Origin of the sequence: Streptomyces albicerus, from assembly GCF_008905045.1 — a bacterium.
Lineage (GTDB): Bacteria > Actinomycetota > Actinomycetes > Streptomycetales > Streptomycetaceae > Streptomyces > Streptomyces albicerus.
On the sequence record NZ_VWMY01000099.1, the window covers coordinates 15,432 to 32,019 of the forward strand.

At 71.3% G+C, this 16,588-nt stretch carries 16 protein-coding genes; 12 read left to right on the top strand and 4 right to left on the bottom strand.

What is annotated here, in order from left to right; all coding sequences use genetic code 11:
• Positions 1-206 precede the first annotated feature (206 nt).
• On the bottom strand, positions 207-821 hold the full coding sequence (locus GAS53_RS49075) for a TetR/AcrR family transcriptional regulator (protein WP_151484290.1): 615 nt from the start codon (positions 819-821) through the stop codon (positions 207-209).
• Positions 822-1,104: 283 nt separating this feature from the next.
• Between GAS53_RS49075 and GAS53_RS49080 the strand changes: the two genes are divergently transcribed.
• The 8 genes from GAS53_RS49080 (at position 1,105) to GAS53_RS49115 (ending at position 10,119) form a co-directional block, all read left to right on the top strand.
• Positions 1,105-1,971, top strand: coding sequence for an alpha/beta hydrolase (locus GAS53_RS49080; protein WP_151484291.1), 867 nt, complete (start codon positions 1,105-1,107; stop codon positions 1,969-1,971).
• Positions 1,972-2,128: 157 nt separating this feature from the next.
• Positions 2,129-3,139, top strand: coding sequence for an alpha/beta hydrolase (locus GAS53_RS49085; protein WP_151484292.1), 1,011 nt, complete (start codon positions 2,129-2,131; stop codon positions 3,137-3,139).
• Complete coding sequence (locus GAS53_RS49090) at positions 3,132-4,331, top strand: acyltransferase family protein (RefSeq protein WP_151484293.1); 1,200 nt, start codon at positions 3,132-3,134, stop codon at positions 4,329-4,331. The genes GAS53_RS49085 and GAS53_RS49090 overlap by 8 nt, the downstream gene beginning before the upstream one ends.
• A gap of 175 nt (positions 4,332-4,506) precedes the next feature.
• Positions 4,507-5,910 carry a sensor histidine kinase gene (locus GAS53_RS49095; protein WP_404829429.1) on the top strand — a complete coding sequence of 468 codons (1,404 nt, stop codon included), beginning with the start codon at positions 4,507-4,509 and terminating at the stop codon, positions 5,908-5,910.
• Complete coding sequence (locus GAS53_RS49100) at positions 5,907-6,581, top strand: response regulator (protein WP_151484294.1); 675 nt, start codon at positions 5,907-5,909, stop codon at positions 6,579-6,581. The genes GAS53_RS49095 and GAS53_RS49100 overlap by 4 nt, the downstream gene beginning before the upstream one ends.
• 131 nt (positions 6,582-6,712) lie before the next feature.
• The gene (locus GAS53_RS49105) at positions 6,713-8,059 is read left to right on the top strand and encodes a sensor histidine kinase (protein ID WP_225859597.1); all 1,347 of its coding nucleotides are present in this window, start codon (positions 6,713-6,715) and stop codon (positions 8,057-8,059) included.
• On the top strand, positions 8,056-8,721 hold the full coding sequence (locus tag GAS53_RS49110; protein ID WP_151484295.1) for a response regulator: 666 nt from the start codon (positions 8,056-8,058) through the stop codon (positions 8,719-8,721). Before GAS53_RS49105 ends, GAS53_RS49110 begins: the two co-directional genes overlap by 4 nt.
• Positions 8,722-8,898: 177 nt before the next feature.
• Positions 8,899-10,119: a cytochrome P450 gene (locus tag GAS53_RS49115; protein WP_151484296.1), complete on the top strand. Its 1,221-nt coding sequence runs from the start codon at positions 8,899-8,901 to the stop codon at positions 10,117-10,119.
• Here GAS53_RS49115 and GAS53_RS49120 read toward each other — a convergent pair.
• The 3 genes from GAS53_RS49120 to GAS53_RS49130 all read right to left on the bottom strand — a co-directional run bounded on the left by GAS53_RS49120 (position 10,102) and on the right by GAS53_RS49130 (position 13,162).
• The gene (locus GAS53_RS49120; protein WP_225859598.1) at positions 10,102-10,359 is read right to left on the bottom strand and encodes a hypothetical protein; all 258 of its coding nucleotides are present in this window, start codon (positions 10,357-10,359) and stop codon (positions 10,102-10,104) included. The two genes, GAS53_RS49115 and GAS53_RS49120, sit on opposite strands and share 18 nt — an antisense overlap.
• Before the next feature lie 197 nt (positions 10,360-10,556).
• On the bottom strand, positions 10,557-12,215 hold the full coding sequence (locus GAS53_RS49125) for an ABC transporter permease (protein WP_151484298.1): 1,659 nt from the start codon (positions 12,213-12,215) through the stop codon (positions 10,557-10,559).
• Positions 12,212-13,162, bottom strand: coding sequence for an ABC transporter ATP-binding protein (locus tag GAS53_RS49130; RefSeq protein WP_151484299.1), 951 nt, complete (start codon positions 13,160-13,162; stop codon positions 12,212-12,214). Before GAS53_RS49130 ends, GAS53_RS49125 begins: the two co-directional genes overlap by 4 nt.
• A gap of 107 nt (positions 13,163-13,269) precedes the next feature.
• Here GAS53_RS49130 and GAS53_RS49135 point away from each other — a divergent pair, with 107 nt between their 5' ends.
• The 4 genes from GAS53_RS49135 (at position 13,270) to eutC (ending at position 16,520) form a co-directional block, all read left to right on the top strand.
• Positions 13,270-13,767, top strand: a complete 498-nt coding sequence (locus GAS53_RS49135; protein WP_151484300.1) for a GbsR/MarR family transcriptional regulator — start codon at positions 13,270-13,272, stop codon at positions 13,765-13,767.
• Between the two features lie 76 nt (positions 13,768-13,843).
• The gene (locus GAS53_RS58660; RefSeq protein ID WP_192583634.1) at positions 13,844-14,176 is read left to right on the top strand and encodes a hypothetical protein; all 333 of its coding nucleotides are present in this window, start codon (positions 13,844-13,846) and stop codon (positions 14,174-14,176) included.
• A gap of 140 nt (positions 14,177-14,316) precedes the next feature.
• Complete coding sequence (locus GAS53_RS49145; protein ID WP_151484301.1) at positions 14,317-15,711, top strand: ethanolamine ammonia-lyase subunit EutB; 1,395 nt, start codon at positions 14,317-14,319, stop codon at positions 15,709-15,711.
• Positions 15,708-16,520, top strand: a complete 813-nt coding sequence (gene eutC / locus GAS53_RS49150) for an ethanolamine ammonia-lyase subunit EutC (protein ID WP_151484302.1) — start codon at positions 15,708-15,710, stop codon at positions 16,518-16,520. Before GAS53_RS49145 ends, eutC begins: the two co-directional genes overlap by 4 nt.
• Positions 16,521-16,588 lie beyond the last annotated feature (68 nt).

Consider the following 16,588-nt stretch of genomic DNA (forward strand, 5'->3'; position numbering starts at 1 on the left):
GCGTTTGAGGCGGAGGCCGTTCAGGCCGGTATTCACCCACCCGCCCGCACTACCCACCCAACCCACGCCCCCACCCACCAGCCTGTCCGGCGTTTGAGGACGAGGCCGTTCAGGCCGATCAGCGGGGTCTGGGGCGCAGCCCCAGGGATGGGACGGGTAGGGGCGGCGGGGGCGAAGAAACCCAGTCGCCGCCCCGCCGGGCCGGTTCAAGACGAGACGACGTACACCCCGGCCCGCCCGGCGGCGACCGCGGCCTCCGCGGCCCGCTCGGCGGCGGCCGCGGTCGGCGCCACCCCCGTGGTGAGCAACATGTAGTAGAGGGGCGCCGAAACCGCCCGCACGACCTCGCCGGCGTCAGTCCCCGCAGGCAACTCCCCCCGGACAACGGCCTGTTCGACACACGGCACCCACTCGGCGACCCGTACGTCATAGAAGCGGCGCAGCGCCTCCGCCGTACGCTCGTCACACGTCGCGGCAGCGATCACCGCCCGGAACAGCGCCCCCTGTCGAGGGTCGGCGAGCGTACGCCGGACGAGCCGGGCGTTGGCCCGGAGATCACCGAGTACGGAACCCGTCTCCGTGCGCGGCAACGACTCCTCGGCCATCTCGGCGAGCAGATCGGCGACGAGCCCCGTCACCGTCCCCCACCGCCGGTACACGGTCGTCTTCCCCACCTCCGCGCGCCGGGCCACATCGGCCAGATCGAGATGGGTGAACCCCTGCTCGGCCAGCACGTCCCCGGCGGCCCGCAGCACGGCCGCACGGACGCGGGCGGTACGCCCACCGGGGCGAACGGTGCCGGGCTCGGGCTCGGCGGTCATGAGGGACTCCTTCGTGGACGTGCACGGTGTTTTCGTGGATGCGCACGGCGTTTCCGTGGACGTACGGGGCGTTTCCGTGGGTGCGCGGCGCGCTCAACCAGCGTAACGAAACGACAGAACCGTTTAACCCTCACCGAGTGTTACGGCCCCGTGTTGACGCACGTCACCGGCCTGATACCGTCCCGCCAACGGCCCGCGCCCCGGAGCGTGTTGGCCAGGAGTTCATGGGCTCATGGGCTCATGGGCCCGGTGAACACACACCGCACCGCTGAGAGGTTGGAGCATGCCGGACGACGCCCGCGACGCCGCGGAGGAGGAGTCGGCCTTCTCGCATCCGCCCGTCGACCCCGACACCACCGCCGCGTACGGCGACCACCCCGACCAGGTCGTCGACTTCTACGCGCCGCGCGGCGGCGAGGAGCTCGCCCCGCTTGTCGTCGTGCTGCACGGCGGCGCCTGGCGGGCCCCGTACGACCGCCGGCACATCACCCCGTTCGCGGACTTCCTGGCCAGGCGGGGCTTCGCCGTGGCCAACGTCGAGTACCGGCGCGGCGGCACCATCCCGGCGCAGGGCGGCCAGGGTCCCGTCGCGGGGCGCTGGCCGGACACCTTCGACGACGTGGCGGCCGCGCTCGACGCTCTGCCCGGGCTCGTGCGCAAGGCCCTGCCGCAGGCCGACCCGCGCCGCACGGTGGTCACCGGACACTCGGCGGGCGGCCAGCTGGCCCTCTGGGCCGCCGCCCGCCACCTGCTGCCGGCCGACGCACCCTGGCACACGGCCCGGCCCGCCCCGCTGCGCGGCGTCGTCGCCCTCGCCCCGATCGCCGACTTCACGGTCGCGGAGAAGCTGGATGTCTGCTCCGGTGCGACCCTCCAACTCCTGGGCGGCGAGGCGAAGTTCGATGAGCGGCAGCCGTACGCCGATCCGGCGCTGCTGCTCCCGACGGGGATCGCCACGACGCTGGTCCAGGGCCGGACGGACGTCGTCGTGCCGCAGGCCGTCGCCGAGGCGTACGCGGACGCGGCGGCGAAGGCCGGCGAGGTGGTCGGGCTGACGCTCCTGGAGGACGTGGGTCACTTCCCGCTGATCGACCCGGCGGCGGACGCGTGCGCTGTGGTGGCGGAGGAGATCGCGCAGCTGGCCTGGTAGGGGCAGCCCCTCATCTGGGGCGCCCTGGTGATACCCGTAATACCTGAGAGCTACCTCGAAGGTGAGCTCCCTGGCGGGACGCCGACCACAACGCCTGATCCGTAGCTTCCTTTCCAGTGAGGCCCGATGAGCGGGCGAACTGGACGGGGAGCACGCCATGGGGCTGTGGGGGAGGGCTGAGCCGGCTCGGGTACGGCCGGAGCGGTCGCGGCGGCCGGGCCGGTGGGGCCGGTCGGGCAGGCTGCGGCGCGGGCTGCTCGCCGCGCTGGTCACGGGCGCCGTCGTCATCCCCGTCTCCGCCGCGGCCACTCACCCGGAGATACCGGCTCCCGCTCCGGCCCGCATCGGCGTGGTGAGCACGACGACGCTGGACAGCGCGTACGCGGCGAACCGGGCGAACGCCGCCGAGGCCTCCCGCATGGCCGCAGACCACGGCGACCGCAGCCGAGCGGCCGCCGTCCGCTCCATGGCCGACCCGTCCCGCCACTTCCTCTCCTTCGACGCCCGAGGCTCGGGCCGCGCCGTCGAGGTCTTCGGCGACCTGGCGAAGGCGGACCGCGTGGCGGTCCTGGTGCCCGGCTCCGACACGAGCCTGGACACGTACGGCCGCTTCCGCGCGGGAGCGGCCGCCCTGCACGAGCGTCTCGGCGCACGTGCCGCTGTGGTCGCCTGGCTCGGCTACGAGACGCCCGGCACGATCAGCCCCGAGGTCCTCACCACGGGCCGGGCGAAGGACGCGGCACCTGAACTCCGGGATTTCATACGTGAGTTGAGGATATTGAACGGGCACACCCGGATCTCACTGCTGTGCCACTCGTACGGGACGGTCGTGGGCGCCCGCGCGGCGAACGGCCTCGACATCTCCGACCTCGTGTTCTTCGGCAGCCCCGGCACCGGAGTGGACTCCGTCGCCGGGCTCCACACGAAGGCCCGCGTCTGGGCCGGCCGCGGCGGAGACGACTGGATCGCGGACGTCCCGCATGCCAAGGCCGACCTCTTCGGCACGACCGTCGGCTTCGGCACCGACCCCGTGTCCCCGGCCTTCGGCGCCCGCGTCTTCGCGGCGGGCGACGGCGGCCACAGCGACTACCTCAAGCCGGGTTCGGTGTCCTTGGCCAACCTCGCCCGGATCGTGCTCGGCGAGACATCGGAGATGACCCATGGATGAGGTGATACGCCGACTGCGCCTCGGCGCCGACCGGATCGAAGCGGCGACACCGGCGGACCGCGACCGTTCCGTGGACGCCCTGCGCGCCTTCGCGATACTCGGCGTCGTGCTCGGCCACTGGCTCGTCACGGCCCTGGTCGCGGACGGCGGCAGGCTGCGTACGTCGAGCCCGCTGGCGCACATGTCCTGGCTGGCGCCCATCTCGTGGGTCTTCCAGACGCTCGCCGTGTTCTTCCTGGTGGGCGGGCACGTGGCGACGAAGAGCTACGCGTCGGCGCGGTCGCGCGGGACGACGTACGGACGCTGGCTCGGTACGCGCCTGTCCCGCCTCTTCAAGCCGGTGGCGGCCGTGCTCGGGCTGTGGACCGTGGCCACGGTCGGCCTGCTCGTGACGGGCGCGGACCTGAAGACGGCGCACGCGTTGCTGAAGCTGGTCCTGTCCCCTCTCTGGTTCCTGCTGGTCTTCGCCGCGCTGACGGCGGTGACCCCGCTGGTGACCCGGGTGAACCCGTTGTGGCCACTGGCCGTCGTTCTCCATGTGGACCTCATCCGCTTCGGGTTCGGCGGCCCGGCCTGGCTGGGCTGGGTCAATGTGGCGGTGGGCTGGCTCGTGCCGTACACGCTGGGCGCGGCCTGGACGCGGGGCGAGCTGACCCGGCGTTCGGGCTGGGTGCTGCTGGCGGGCGGCGCGGCGGTGACCGTGGGACTCGTGGCGTGGGGCGGCTATCCGGCGTCGATGGTCGGCGTCCCTGGTGCCTCGGTCTCCAACCTCAACCCGCCGACCCTGGCCGTGGTCGCCTTCGGCCTGGCCCAGTGCGGTCTGGCGCTGCTTCTGCGCGAGCGTCTGCGCCGGGCGATGCGCAGGCCCGTGCTCTGGGCCTGGGTCGCCTTCGTCAACCTCTCCGCGATGACGATCTTCCTGTGGCACCAGACCGCGTTGATGTCGGTCACCGCGACGGGCCTCCTCGCGGGCAGGCTCCCCGGCCTGCACACCACTCCGGACGACCTCACGTGGGTGGCGTTCCGACTTGCCTGGCTCCCGGTCTTCGCCCTCGCCCTGGCCGTGTGCTGGGCGGCCTTTCGTTGCTACGAGCAGGGGCACCGCCGCCGTGGCCGTCGTACCCGTCGTCCGTCACGTGTCGTCCGCACCCACCGCGTCGCCCTGGAAACGAACGAGGTCCGGCGTGCCTAGGGTTGACGGCGTGGACGACGCCAAGGACGCCCGGACAGAGGATGACACCAGCTCGCCCCCGCCCCCGCCCCCGGAGACCCGCCCCGCCGTGCCTCTGCCCGCCCGCTCCGAGCACCGCAACGGCCCTGGTCCCACCGGTCCCGTCGGCCCCAACGGCCCTGCGGGTCCCGCGCAGGTGCGGCGCGGCCGCCGTTCTCTGTCCGCCCTTCTCGCGGGCCTGTCGTCCGGCAGCGCGCCCCTGCCGCCGCTGTCCCGGCCCCGTTGGCTGCGCAGGCTGCCGCACGTCATGGTCGGCCTGACCGCTGTCCTCGTCGCGCTCGGCAGCAGCGACGAGTTGATTTTCAGCTACCGGCTGGGCGTCGCGTTCGGTCTGCTGGGCGGGGCGGCGCAGGGCGTGGCGCTCGTACTCGCCTTGTGGCGGCCCTTCCCGGCATGGTGGCTGTCGCTGTCCGCGGCGTTCATCGCCGACCTGGCCGCACGGTCGAACATGAGGGACATGGTGCCGCCGGGCCCCAACTGGCCGTGGATCGGGCCCACGATCGCCGCGCACGCCCTCATCCTCTTCCTGCTCGCCCTGCGGATCCCCGCCCGTGTGGCGCTCGCGGCGCTGGCGGTGACCGGGCTGGTCACGGTCTTCGTACAGGTCCTCGGCGGCGGTCCGTATCCGTACTCGGGCACGGGCGTGCTGGCCGTCTCCGTGTTCGCCGTCGCAGTCCTCCTCGGCACCGCCCTGCGCGGCAGCCGCGAGGCGCGCACCCAGCTGGTCGAGCAGGAGTACCTGACGGCGGAGGAGCGTTCCCGCCGCACCCTGCTGGAGGAGCGCAACCGCATCGCCCGCGAGCTGCACGACGTGGTCGCCCACCACATGTCGGTCATCTCCATCCAGGCCCAAGTGGCCCCGCACCTGGTGCAGAACCCCTCCGACGAGCTGAAGGAGAACCTCGACGGCATCCGGCAGAACGCGTTGGAGGCACTCACCGAGCTGCGCAGGGTCCTCGGCGTGCTGCGCTCGGAGAATCCCGACGAAGCGTACGGTCTCGGCGCCGGCACCGGCGCCGCGCCCGACGCCCCCCAGCCCACCCTCGACCGCCTCGACGCCCTCGTCGAGAACACCCGCGCCGCTGGGCTGGAGGTGACCACGGAGATCACCGGCGAGCGGCTCCCGTTGCCGCCCGGCGTGGAGCTGTCCGCGTACCGGATCGTCCAGGAGGCGCTGAGCAACGCGCTGCGGCACGCGCCCGGTTCGGTGGTGCGGGTGGAGCTCACGCACTTCCCGCGCGGCCTGCAGATCCGGGTCGTCAACTCCTCGCCGAGTCGCCCCGCCCCGCCGTCGCCGGGCGCCGGGCACGGTCTGCTCGGGATGCGGGAGCGGGCGATGATGCTGGGTGGGACCCTCATGGCCATGGAGACGTCCTGCGGCGGTTTCACGGTGGCGGCGTTCCTGCCCCGCTCCGGCACAGCCCCTTCCGGGAGTACCGCGCTCGGCGACACCGACTCCACCACCGACAACCCCCCGCCCGGCGACTCCCCTCCCGACAACTCCACAGGCCACACGGACCCCACAGGAGAAACCCCATGACGAGTGGCAGCATCCGCGTACTCATCGCCGACGACCAGCAGATGGTCCGGCAGGGCTTCACGGTGCTGCTCAACACCCAGCCCGACATCGATGTGGTCGGCCAGGCGGTCGACGGCCTGGACGCCATCGCGAAGGTCGCCGAACTCGCCCCGGACGTCGTCCTGATGGACATCCGCATGCCCGAACTCGGCGGCATCGAGGCGACCCGCCGCATCACCGAAGAGACCCCGCAGATCAGGGTCCTGGTGCTGACCACCTTCGACCTCGACGAGTACGTGTACGAGGCGCTGCGCGCGGGCGCCTCCGGCTTTCTGCTGAAGGACGCGTCCGCCGACCAGCTCGCCGAGGCGATCCGGGTGGTGGCCGCCGGTGACGCGCTGCTCGCGCCCGGCATCACCCGTCGCCTCATCGCGGAGTTCTCCCGGCTGGACACCACGCCCCGTGCCCCGCTCAAGCAGCGCGTCGGCGAGCTGACCGAGCGCGAGACGGAGGTGCTCGCCCTCATCGCCCAGGGCCTGTCGAACGCGGAGATCGCCGAGCGGCTCTTCGTCGCCGAGCAGACCGTGAAGACCCACGTGGGCCGCATCCTCGTGAAGCTGGGCCTGCGGGACCGGACCCAGGCGGCGGTGTTCGCGTACGAGTGCGGACTGGTGCGCCCCAGCGGCTACTGAGCTCCCTGGCGGCCACGGGCGGCGCTGCCCCGCGGGACACCCCGTCGTACCCGTAGTACCTGAGAGGGAGGCTGAATGACCCTTCTCACTGGTGACGACCGCTACGGTCGTCTCCGCCTACCGTTCTGTATGTGACCGAGACGACCCAGACGCAGACGACACCGCCAGGCGGTGCCAGGCAACGCAGCCCCGAGTTCCAGCTGGCGATGGACGCGTCGCGTGGGCTGCGACAGGACCTCTTCCACGACGCCTTCGCCGTCCGCCCGCTTCCCAGGATGCGGGTGGACGGCCGCCTGACCCGGCGGCTGCCGCCGCGTCTGCGAGAGCGGGCGGCCTGGACCCCGCACATAGTGGTGGGACTGGCCGGCCTGGTGGCGCTGCTCATCTCCCTCGCGGGCAACGGCGGCGGTGATCTCGTCCAGCTCCTGACCGGCCTCCTCGCACTGGGCACGATCCTGCTGACCCTGCTCAGGCCGGTCGGCGCCTTCTGGATCTCCCTCGCGGTGACACCGGTCGTGGCCCTGTTCGGCAACGACTGGGGGAGCGACTGGCCCTGGCTGCCCGGCGCCTTCGCGACCCAGTTGATCGTGCTCACGGTCGTGGCGCTCAGGACCAGACCCCGCACGGCAGCCTGGATGTGGGCGCTGACCGCGGCGTACGGCCTGTTCGCGGAGGTCTTCTTCGGAGGCAGCCACTACTACACCAACACCATGCCCTTCCTGTTCGTGAGCGCGCTGGCACTGCTGGTCGTCACGGTGTGGCATGTGCGGCACGACGCCGCGCAGAAGGTGACCGCCCAGGAGACGGTGACCGCGCACGAGCGTTCCAAGCGCACCCTGCTCGAAGAGCGCACGACGATCGCCCGCGAGCTGCACGACGTGGTCGCCCACCACATGTCGGTGGTCGCCATCCAGGCGGAGGCCGCCCCCTACCGCGTGGAGAACCCACCGCCGGAGCTGGAGTACGCCTTCGCGGTGATCAGGGAGAACGCGGTCATAGCCCTCTCCGAGCTGCGCCGAGTCCTCGGTGTCGTACGGGCCGAGGACTACGAGGCCCCTGACGCCCCGCAGCCCACGCTCGCGGACCTGAACCGACTCCTGGAGAACGTGCGGGACGCGGGACTCGCCGTGGACAAGACGGTCACCGGAGCGGTGCGTGAGCTCCCGCAGGGCGTCGAGCTGTCCGCGTACCGAATAGTCCAGGAGGCGCTGAGCAACAGCCTGCGGCACGCACCGGGCGCCGCCGCCAAGGTGGAGATCGGCTATGTGCTCGGCGGACTCGGACTGCGGATCGTGAACGGTCCGGCGACCGGCCTGGTCAAGCCCTCGCCGGGTGCCGGGCACGGCATCACGGGCATGCGGGAGAGGGTGTCGATGCTGGACGGGGAGATGACGGCGGCGACGACGGACGACGGGGGCTACGAGGTCGCGGTCTTCCTCCCCGTCCCGGCGACCGCACCGACGGAGGACTCCGCATGACCATCCGTGTACTGATCGCCGACGACCAGATGATGGTCCGCGAGGGCTTCTCGGTGCTGCTCGGCGCGATGCCGGACATCGAGGTGGTCGGGGAGGCGGTCAACGGCCGGGAGGCCGTAGACCGGGTCAGGGAGCTCACCCCGGACGTCGTCCTGATGGACATCCGGATGCCCGAGATGAACGGCATCGAGGCAACGCGCGAGATCGTGGCGGCGGACGGTGCGGCGAAGGTGCTCGTGCTGACGACGTTCGACCTCGACGAGTACGTGTACCAGGCGCTGCGCGCCGGGGCGTCCGGCTTCCTCCTGAAGGACGCCTCGGCCCGGCAGCTCGCCGACGGTGTCCGGGTGGTGGCCGCCGGCGAGGCACTGCTGGCGCCCTCGGTGACGAAGCGGCTGATCACTGAGTTCTCGAAGCTGGCCGAGGAGCCCCGCCTCTCGCCCACCGCCCACGCGGCCTACGGCGACCTGACCGAGCGGGAGACGGAGGTACTGGTGCTCATCGCCCAGGGCTTGTCCAACGCGGAAATAGCCGCCCGCCTGGTAGTAGCCGAGTCCACCATCAAGACCCACGTGAGCCGCATCCTGGTAAAGCTCGGCCTACGGGACCGCACCCAGGCAGCGGTCTTCGCCTACGAGGCGAGGCTGGTCACACCGGCGTGAGAGGGCCGCCCCATCAGAGGGCGCCCCTTTAGGGGCGCGGGGCTGTGACATATGCGGCTCCGCCGCGTGGGCGCGACCAGCCCCCACGGACCCGCAGACTCCACACGGCTCTTCCCGCGGAGCGCTTCGCGGAGACGGACCTGGTCACGCAGGGGCGCCTACGGTTAGCGTCCGGGCATGGCAGCTTTGAAGACCCCGCAGTCATTCGACCCCTGGAACCCGGCATTCGTGGCCGACCCCTACCCCGCGTACGCCGAGCTGCGCGCCCGGGGCCGGGTGCACTACTACGAGCCCACCAACCAGTGGCTCGTGCCGCACCACGCGGAGGTGTCGGCGTTGCTGAGGGACCGGCGGCTGGGCCGGACCTACCAGCACCGGTTCACGCACGAGGACTTCGGGCGCACGGCACCGCCGGCGGAGCACGAGCCGTTCCATGTGCTGAACGATCACGGGATGCTCGACCTGGAGCCGCCGGACCACACGCGGATCAGGCGACTGGTGTCGAAGGCGTTCACACCGCGGACGGTCGAGCAGCTGCGGCCGTATGTGGACCGGCTGGCGTCCGAGCTGGTCGGCGAGCTGGTCGCGGCGGGCGGCGGCGATCTGCTGACGGTCGTTGCGGAGCCCCTGCCGGTGGCGGTCATCGCGGAGATGCTGGGGATTCCGGAGTCCGAGCGGGCGCAGCTGCGGCCTTGGTCGGCGGACATCTGCGGGATGTACGAGCTGAACCCGTCGGAGGAGACGGCGACGAAGGCGGTGCGGGCGTCGGTCGAGTTCACGGAGTTCCTGCAGGAGCTGATCGGGGTCCGGCGCAAGGAGCCGGGGGACGACCTGATCTCGGGGCTGATCGCGGCGTACGACGAGGGGGACAGGCTCAGTGAGCAGGAGATGATCTCGACGTGCGTGCTGCTGCTGAACGCGGGGCACGAGGCGACGGTGAACGCCACGGTGAATGGGTGGTGGGCGTTGTTCCGGAACCCCGAGCAGCTGGCGGCCCTCCGTGCGGACCGCGGGCTGGTGTCCACGGCTGTGGAGGAGTTGATGCGGTACGACACTCCGTTGCAGTTGTTCGAGCGGTGGGTGCTGGACGAGATCGAGGTCGATGGGACGGTGATTCCGCGGGGGAGTGAGGTGGCGTTGCTCTTCGGGTCCGCGAACCATGACCCGGCGGTGTTCGCTCGGCCGGAGGCGCTCGACCTGTCCCGTCAGGAGAATCCGCACATCTCCTTCAGCGCGGGGATCCACTACTGCATCGGTGCGCCGCTTGCCCGTATCGAGCTGGCCGCGTCGATGGGGGCGTTGCTGGACCAGGCCCCGACGCTGCGGCTCGCGGCGGAGCCGGCGCGCAAGCCGAACTTCGTGATCCGGGGTCTGGAGGGGCTACCCGTCGAGCTCTGACTCCATCTCTGACTCCATGCCCTGGTCCGTGGCCCGCCGACGCCTGCGCATCAGGTGGACCAGGAGTGCGCAGGCGACGGCGGGGAGGGCGGCGCCGACTGCCACGACGAGGGGGAGCTCGGTGAAGAGGACGGTGTAGTCGGTGCCTTCGCCCTCGAAGCCGGCGCCCATGTGGCGCTGGGTTCGGGCGGAGGAGGCCCAGGCGAGTGCGGCCGCTGTCGCCCCGGCGATCGACAGCACGCAGCCCCCGCAAGACGCCGCGGTCTCTCGTTGCTCCATGCCCGAGAGGGACGCGGGCGGCTGCCGCCGGGTTGCACGGCAGCGCTCGGCGGTCTGCGGACCCGCCGAGCGCTTCGCGCGGAGTCCGGCGGGCAGCTGCGGGTTGTGATGGGCTGGTCGCGCAGTTCCCCGCGCCCCTGACGGGGCGCCGGTCCGTCCTACTTCGTTTCCAGGTCTCGGCGGCGGAAGCCCTCGATTCCGAGCCACGTCAGTCCGGCCGCGATCAGCGTGAGGAGGAGCAGCGGCGTCCAGTTCATGTCCGCGGCCGGGAGCTGCGGTACGTGGCCGAGCGGGGACAGGTTGTTCATCCAGTCGGGGAACTGCAGGATCTGGCCCAGGTAACCGACGACGAACGCGTACACGGGGACGATCCAGGCCGCCGCGCTCGCACGCGGGAACCAGCCGAAGAAGACGACTGCGACTCCGGCGGTGACCCACAGCGCCGGTGCGTATGCCAGCGCGGCGCCGACCAGCTTGAGGAACAGGCCGCCGTCGCCGGTCGAGGCCGCCCCCGAGATGCCGAAGCCGAGCCCGGCCATCAGCAGCAGGAAGGTGCCGCCGGTCATGGCCACGGCCAGGTGGCTACCCACCCAGCGGGCGCGGGACAGGCCGGTCGCCAGCAGTGGTTCGGCCCGGCCGGCGGTCTCCTCGGATCGCGGTCGCAGCGCCGCCATCACCACGTACACCACGGCGACGACCGTGATGACGACCAAGACCATCGCGGCGAAGGACTCCGCGACGTTGGCGCCGCCGATCCTGTCCAGGGCCTCCTGGAGCTCGTCGATGTCCCCCAGCATGTCCTCGGCGTCGCCGAGGATCGACCCGTACATCACGCCCATCAGGAAGAGGCCCGCGCCGAAGCCGATGAGCACGCCGCGGTGCAGCCGCAGCGCGAAGCCGAACGGCCGGGTCAGCGCCTCGGACGCGACCGGACTGCCGAGCCGGGACGCCCGCAGGCCCGCGCCCACGTCGCGCCGGGTGGAGAGCGCGAAGCCCGCGGCCGCGCAGAGTACGGCGAGGACCAGACAGAGCAGCAGCGGCCACCAGCGGTTGTCGACGTAGACGTACGTGCGCTGCACCCAGCCGATCGGCGACAGCCAGGACAGGGCGCCGTTGCTGCCCACGTCACCGGCGGCGCGCAGGACGTACGCGACTCCGATGACCGCGAGCGCCATCCCGGAGGCGCCGCGCGCGTGCGCGGTGATCTGCACGGTGACCGCGGCGACGGCCGCGAACACGATGCCCACGGCCGCGTGGGCGAAGCCGTAGAGCAGCGAGCCGCCGGTGTCGATGCCTTCGATGCCCATGCCGCTGAGGCCGAAGGCCAGCAGCAGGGCGAGTACGAGGTTGGCGAGGACCGCGACGGACAGCGCGGCCGCGAGGTGGGCGTGGCGTCCGACGACGGTGGAGCGCACCAGTTCGGCGCGGTTCGTCTCCTCCTCGGTGCGGGTGTGGCGGGTGATGATCAGGACACTCATCAGGCCGACCAGGACGGCCATGAAGCCGAGCATCTGGTGGCCGAGCATCGAGCCGAAGTTGTAGTCGTCGAGGTAGTGCCGCGGTCCTGACATGGCGAGCCCGGCGGGGCTGTCCATGGTCTCGACGACGTTGGCTCGGTCCTCGGGGTCGGCGTACAGCTCCTTGTAGTTGCTTGCCGTCGCGATCGTGCCGAGGAACAGCGCGAGGATCCACACGGGGAGCCGTACTCGGTCCCGGCGCAGGTTGAAGCGGATCAGTGTGCGGGTCCCGGCCAGTGCGTTGCCGCCCGCGACGGCCCCGGTGGGTGCGGGCGCCTTGGTGACGGTTGCGGTGGTCATCGGACGGCTCCGTCGGCTTCGGTGGTTCCGGTGGAGTGGCTCTTGCTGTTGCCGTTGGCGGCGAGCTCGTCGCCGTAGTGGCGCAGCATGAGCTCTTCGAGCGTCGGCGGGTGGCTGACCAGACTGCGGATGCCGAATTCGATCAGCTTGCGGACCGCGCCGTCGAGCCGGCTGCCGTCGACGGCGAACCGTACGCGGCCGTCGTCCGTCTGTACGTCGTGCACACCCGGCAGGCCGTCAAGGCCGGTGGCCGGGCGCTCCGTCTCGGCCTCGATCGTCGTACGCGTCAGGTGCCGCATCTCGCTGAGCGTGCCCGACTGCACGATCTGCCCGAGCCGGATGATGCTCACCCGGTCAGCCAGCTTCTCGACCTGGGCCAGGATGTGGCTGGACAGCAGGACGGTCTTGCCGGCCGCCTTCGCCTCGAAGATGACGTCCTGGAAGACCACCTCCATGAGGGGGTCGAGCCCCGCGGTCGGCTCGTCGAGCAGCAGCAGCTCGGCGTCGGAGGCGAGCGCGGCGACGATGGCGACCTTCTGCCGGTTGCCCTTCGAGTAGGCCCGGCCCTTCTTGGTCGGGTCGAGGTCGAAGCGCTCGATGAGCTCGTCCCGGCGCTGCTTGTTGATGCCTCCGCGCAGCCGCGAGAGCAGGTCGATGGCCTCGCCGCCGGTGAGGTTGGGCCAGAGCTCGACATCGCCGGGGACGTAGGCGAGATGCCGGTGCAGCTCGACCGCGTCGGCCCACGGGTCCCGGCCGAGCACCTGCGTCGCGCCCGAGTCCGCACGCAACAGGCCCAGCAGGACCCGGATGGTGGTGGACTTTCCGGCGCCGTTCGGGCCGAGGAAGCCGTGCACCTCGCCGGTCTCGACGTCGAGGTCGAGACCGTCCAGGGCGTGCGTCTTGCCGAACGACTTGTGGAGTCCGGAGACGGTGATTGCCTTCGTCATGCTTCAGAACGTACGCTTCTTTCACAAATTTGTGAAGTTAAGGAAGCATTAAAAAAACGGCGGATAGACTCGACCATGGCGCGGTGAGCAGGGGAGAGGATCCAGGCATGACGGAACCGAGTGGGGCCGAACGGGACCCGAAGGCGGTCTCGAAGTTCGTCGAGAGCTTCGCGGCACAGTTGGTCGAGGCCGGGATGCAGCGGATGTCGGCCCGGGTGTTCGCGGCGCTGCTCTCCTCCGACTCCGGGACGATGACCTCCGTCGAACTCGGCGAGCAGCTGCAGATCAGCCCCGCCGCGGTCTCCGGCGCGGTGCGTTATCTGGCGCAGGTGCACATGGTGTCGCGGGAGCGGGAGCCTGGCTCGCGCCGGGAGCGGTACCGGGTGCACAGCAACCAGTGGTACGAGGCGCTCACCAACCGCGAGGCGATCATGAAGCGCTGGGAGGACGCCCTGCGCGAGGGTGTCACGAGCCTGGGCGCCGAGACCCCGGCGGGCCGTCGACTCGCGGAGACCCTCGCGTTCTTCGAGTTCATGGAAAGTGAACTGCGGGCCATGATGGAGCGCTGGCGCGTCCACCGGGAGCGGCATTTCGGTGACGGGTAAGGCTGTGAGGGGATGACCGTGGTGGGGCAACCGCGGGTCCGTCGTGGCTGATCGCGCCCGCCCGGCGGAGCCGCATATGGGATCAGCGGGCAGTGGGCTGCGCAGTGACAGCGCGAGAGGGTTCGAGGACGACGCCGCCTCGACGTACATCGCCATCGACGTGAAGCCGACCGCAAAGATCGCCAGGACGACCATTGCGACGAGATGGCCGGCAGGGGCTCCGATGCCGTTTCCGGCGGAGACCATGACGGGCACGTTGCCCGTCATCGCTGTGATCGGAGCGGCAGTGGCGACGGCCGTGAAGGCCACGCGCAGCAGTCCGATCGCGTTCGGTTCGAGCCGGTGGACGGTGGTCGCTCCGCTGTCCGAGCCCGCCGTCGCCTCGGGGGGCTACGCCCTCGGAAAATGAGTCATGTCTCCGGTCCGGGCGTTAAATGTTTGTCAACCAGACCTTTAGAACGCCCATGGAACGCCCCGGGAACGAACGTCTGCGTTAACTCCCCGTCAGGCCATGGACCCCGTAACCCCGCCCTCCGTACGGTCGCCGGCATGAGCACGTACACCTCCACCCTCGGCGGCAGCCGCTACCGCTTCGACGGCCTCGCGCGCCTGCTCGCCGCCGCGAGCCCCGAACGCTCCGGCGACCGTCTCGCCGGGCTCGCCGCCGAGTCGGCGCAGGCGCGGGTCGCGGCGCGCTGGGCGCTGGCGGACGTGCCGCTCACGCGGTTCCTCGCGGAGCCGGTCATCCCGTACGAGGACGACGACGTCACGCGGCTCATCGTGGACAGCCACGACGCGGTGGCCTTCGCGCCGGTCGCCGGTCTCACGGTCGGGGAGTTCAGGGAGTGGCTGCTCTCGGAGGCCGCGGACGCGACCACGCTGGCCGCGCTGGCCCCCGGTCTGACGCCCGAGATGGTGGCCGCCGTCTCCAAGCTCATGGGCAACGCCGATCTGGTCGCCGTCGCCCGCAAGGCACGCGTCGTCACCGCCTTCCGCTCCACGATCGGCCTGCCCGGCCGGCTCGCGACCCGCCTCCAGCCCAACCACCCCACCGACGACCCGGCGGGTGTGGCGGCGGCGTTGCTCGACGGCCTCCTCCTCGGCTCCGGCGACGCGGTCATCGGCATCAACCCGGCGACGGACAGCCCCAAGGCCGTACGCGACCTGCTGGAACTCCTGGACGGCGTGATCGCGCGCTACGCCATCCCGACCCAGTCCTGCGTACTCTGCCATGTCACGACGAGCATCGACCTGATGGCCGCCGGGGCGCCGGTCGACCTCGTCTTCCAGTCCATCGCGGGTACGCAGGCGGCGAACGCGTCCTTCGGAGTCACGCTGGGGTTGCTGGACGAGGCGTACGAGGCCGCGAAGGCGCTCGGCCGCGGCACGGTCGGGCACAACGCCCTGTACTTCGAGACCGGCCAGGGCAGCGCGCTCTCCGCCGACGCACACCACGGGGTGGACCAGCAGACGGTCGAGGCACGCGCGTACGCCGTCGCCCGCCGCTATGACCCGCTGTTGGTCAACACGGTGGTCGGCTTCATCGGCCCGGAGTACCTGTACGACGGCCGGCAGATCCTCCGCGCAGCCCTGGAGGACCACTTCTGCGGCAAACTGCTGGGCCTGCCGATGGGTTTGGACATCTGCTACACCAACCACGCCGACGCCGATGACGACGACATCGCCACGATGCTGACGATGCTGGGTGTGGCCGGGGCGTCCTTCGTCATCTGCACGCCGGGCGGCGACGACATCATGCTCAACTACCAATCCGCCTCCTACCACGACGCGTTGTACCTCCGCGAGGTCCTCGGGCTGCGCCCCGCACCGGAGTTCGAGGCGTGGCTGGACGGGATCGGGCTGCTCGACGAGCGCGGCGGGATTCGGGACATCGCAGGCACGAGCCACCCCCTGATGGCCATCGGCAAGGAGCTCACAGCATGACGGACAGTCAACTGGCAACGCTCGTACGGGCCTTGGTGGCACCCGAGTCATCCGACACCGCACTCTGGACGGCCCTCCGCCGGCACACCCAGGCGAGGATCGGCCTCGGGCGAGCGGGCTCGGCGCTGCCGACGCGCCACCGCCTCGAACTCCAGGCCGCGCACGCCGCCGCGCGGGACGCGGTGCACTCGCCGTTCGACCCGGAGGTGGTGGCGTCCGCCCTGACCGGCGTTCCGACCGTACGGGTCCGTAGTGCCGCTCCCGACCGGCTCACGTATCTCCAGCGTCCCGACCTGGGCCGCAGGCTCGACGACATCGACCGCGCCCACCTGCCCCGCGACGACTGGGACATCGTGTTCGTGGTCGCCGACGGTCTGTCGAGCCGTGCCGTCCACGACCACGCGGCGCCGGTGATCCGCGAGACGACGGCACGGCTCCCCGCCGGCTGGCGCATCGCCCCGGTCGTCCTCGCCGAGCAGGCCCGGGTCGCCCTCGGCGACGACATCGCCCACGCCCTGGGCGCCACGCTGGTCGTCGTCCTCGTCGGGGAACGCCCCGGCATGTCCGCCGCGGACTCCCTGGGCGCGTACCTGACGTACGCCCCGAAGCCCGGCACCACGACGGACGCCGACCGCAACTGCCTCTCCAACATCCGGCCCCCGCTCGGCCTCACCTACGCCGCGGCCGCCACAAAACTCACGTCCCTGATCCGCCGGGCCCGCGAGCTGGGCCGCACGGGGGTGACTTTGAAGGACGACTCAGACGCGACGCTGCCGGCGAGGGCTGAAATCAGCCCGTCCGGCGTTTGAGGACGAGGCCGTTCAGGCCGATAGCGGGGGTCTGGGGGCGGCAGCCCCCAGGGATGGGACGGGTAGGG

Coding starts and splice junctions, on each gene's coding strand:
- eutC (WP_151484302.1), top strand. CDS start 15,708: ATGACGGACAGTCAACTGGCAACGCTCGTACGGGCCTTGGTGGCACCC.
- GAS53_RS49115 (WP_151484296.1), top strand. CDS start 8,899: ATGGCAGCTTTGAAGACCCCGCAGTCATTCGACCCCTGGAACCCGGCA.
- GAS53_RS49090 (WP_151484293.1), top strand. CDS start 3,132: ATGGATGAGGTGATACGCCGACTGCGCCTCGGCGCCGACCGGATCGAA.
- GAS53_RS49075 (WP_151484290.1), bottom strand. CDS start 821: ATGACCGCCGAGCCCGAGCCCGGCACCGTTCGCCCCGGTGGGCGTACC.
- GAS53_RS49130 (WP_151484299.1), bottom strand. CDS start 13,162: ATGACGAAGGCAATCACCGTCTCCGGACTCCACAAGTCGTTCGGCAAG.
- GAS53_RS49110 (WP_151484295.1), top strand. CDS start 8,056: ATGACCATCCGTGTACTGATCGCCGACGACCAGATGATGGTCCGCGAG.
- GAS53_RS49125 (WP_151484298.1), bottom strand. CDS start 12,215: ATGACCACCGCAACCGTCACCAAGGCGCCCGCACCCACCGGGGCCGTC.
- GAS53_RS49085 (WP_151484292.1), top strand. CDS start 2,129: ATGGGGCTGTGGGGGAGGGCTGAGCCGGCTCGGGTACGGCCGGAGCGG.
- GAS53_RS49135 (WP_151484300.1), top strand. CDS start 13,270: ATGACGGAACCGAGTGGGGCCGAACGGGACCCGAAGGCGGTCTCGAAG.
- GAS53_RS49080 (WP_151484291.1), top strand. CDS start 1,105: ATGCCGGACGACGCCCGCGACGCCGCGGAGGAGGAGTCGGCCTTCTCG.
- GAS53_RS58660 (WP_192583634.1), top strand. CDS start 13,844: ATGGGATCAGCGGGCAGTGGGCTGCGCAGTGACAGCGCGAGAGGGTTC.
- GAS53_RS49100 (WP_151484294.1), top strand. CDS start 5,907: ATGACGAGTGGCAGCATCCGCGTACTCATCGCCGACGACCAGCAGATG.
- GAS53_RS49145 (WP_151484301.1), top strand. CDS start 14,317: ATGAGCACGTACACCTCCACCCTCGGCGGCAGCCGCTACCGCTTCGAC.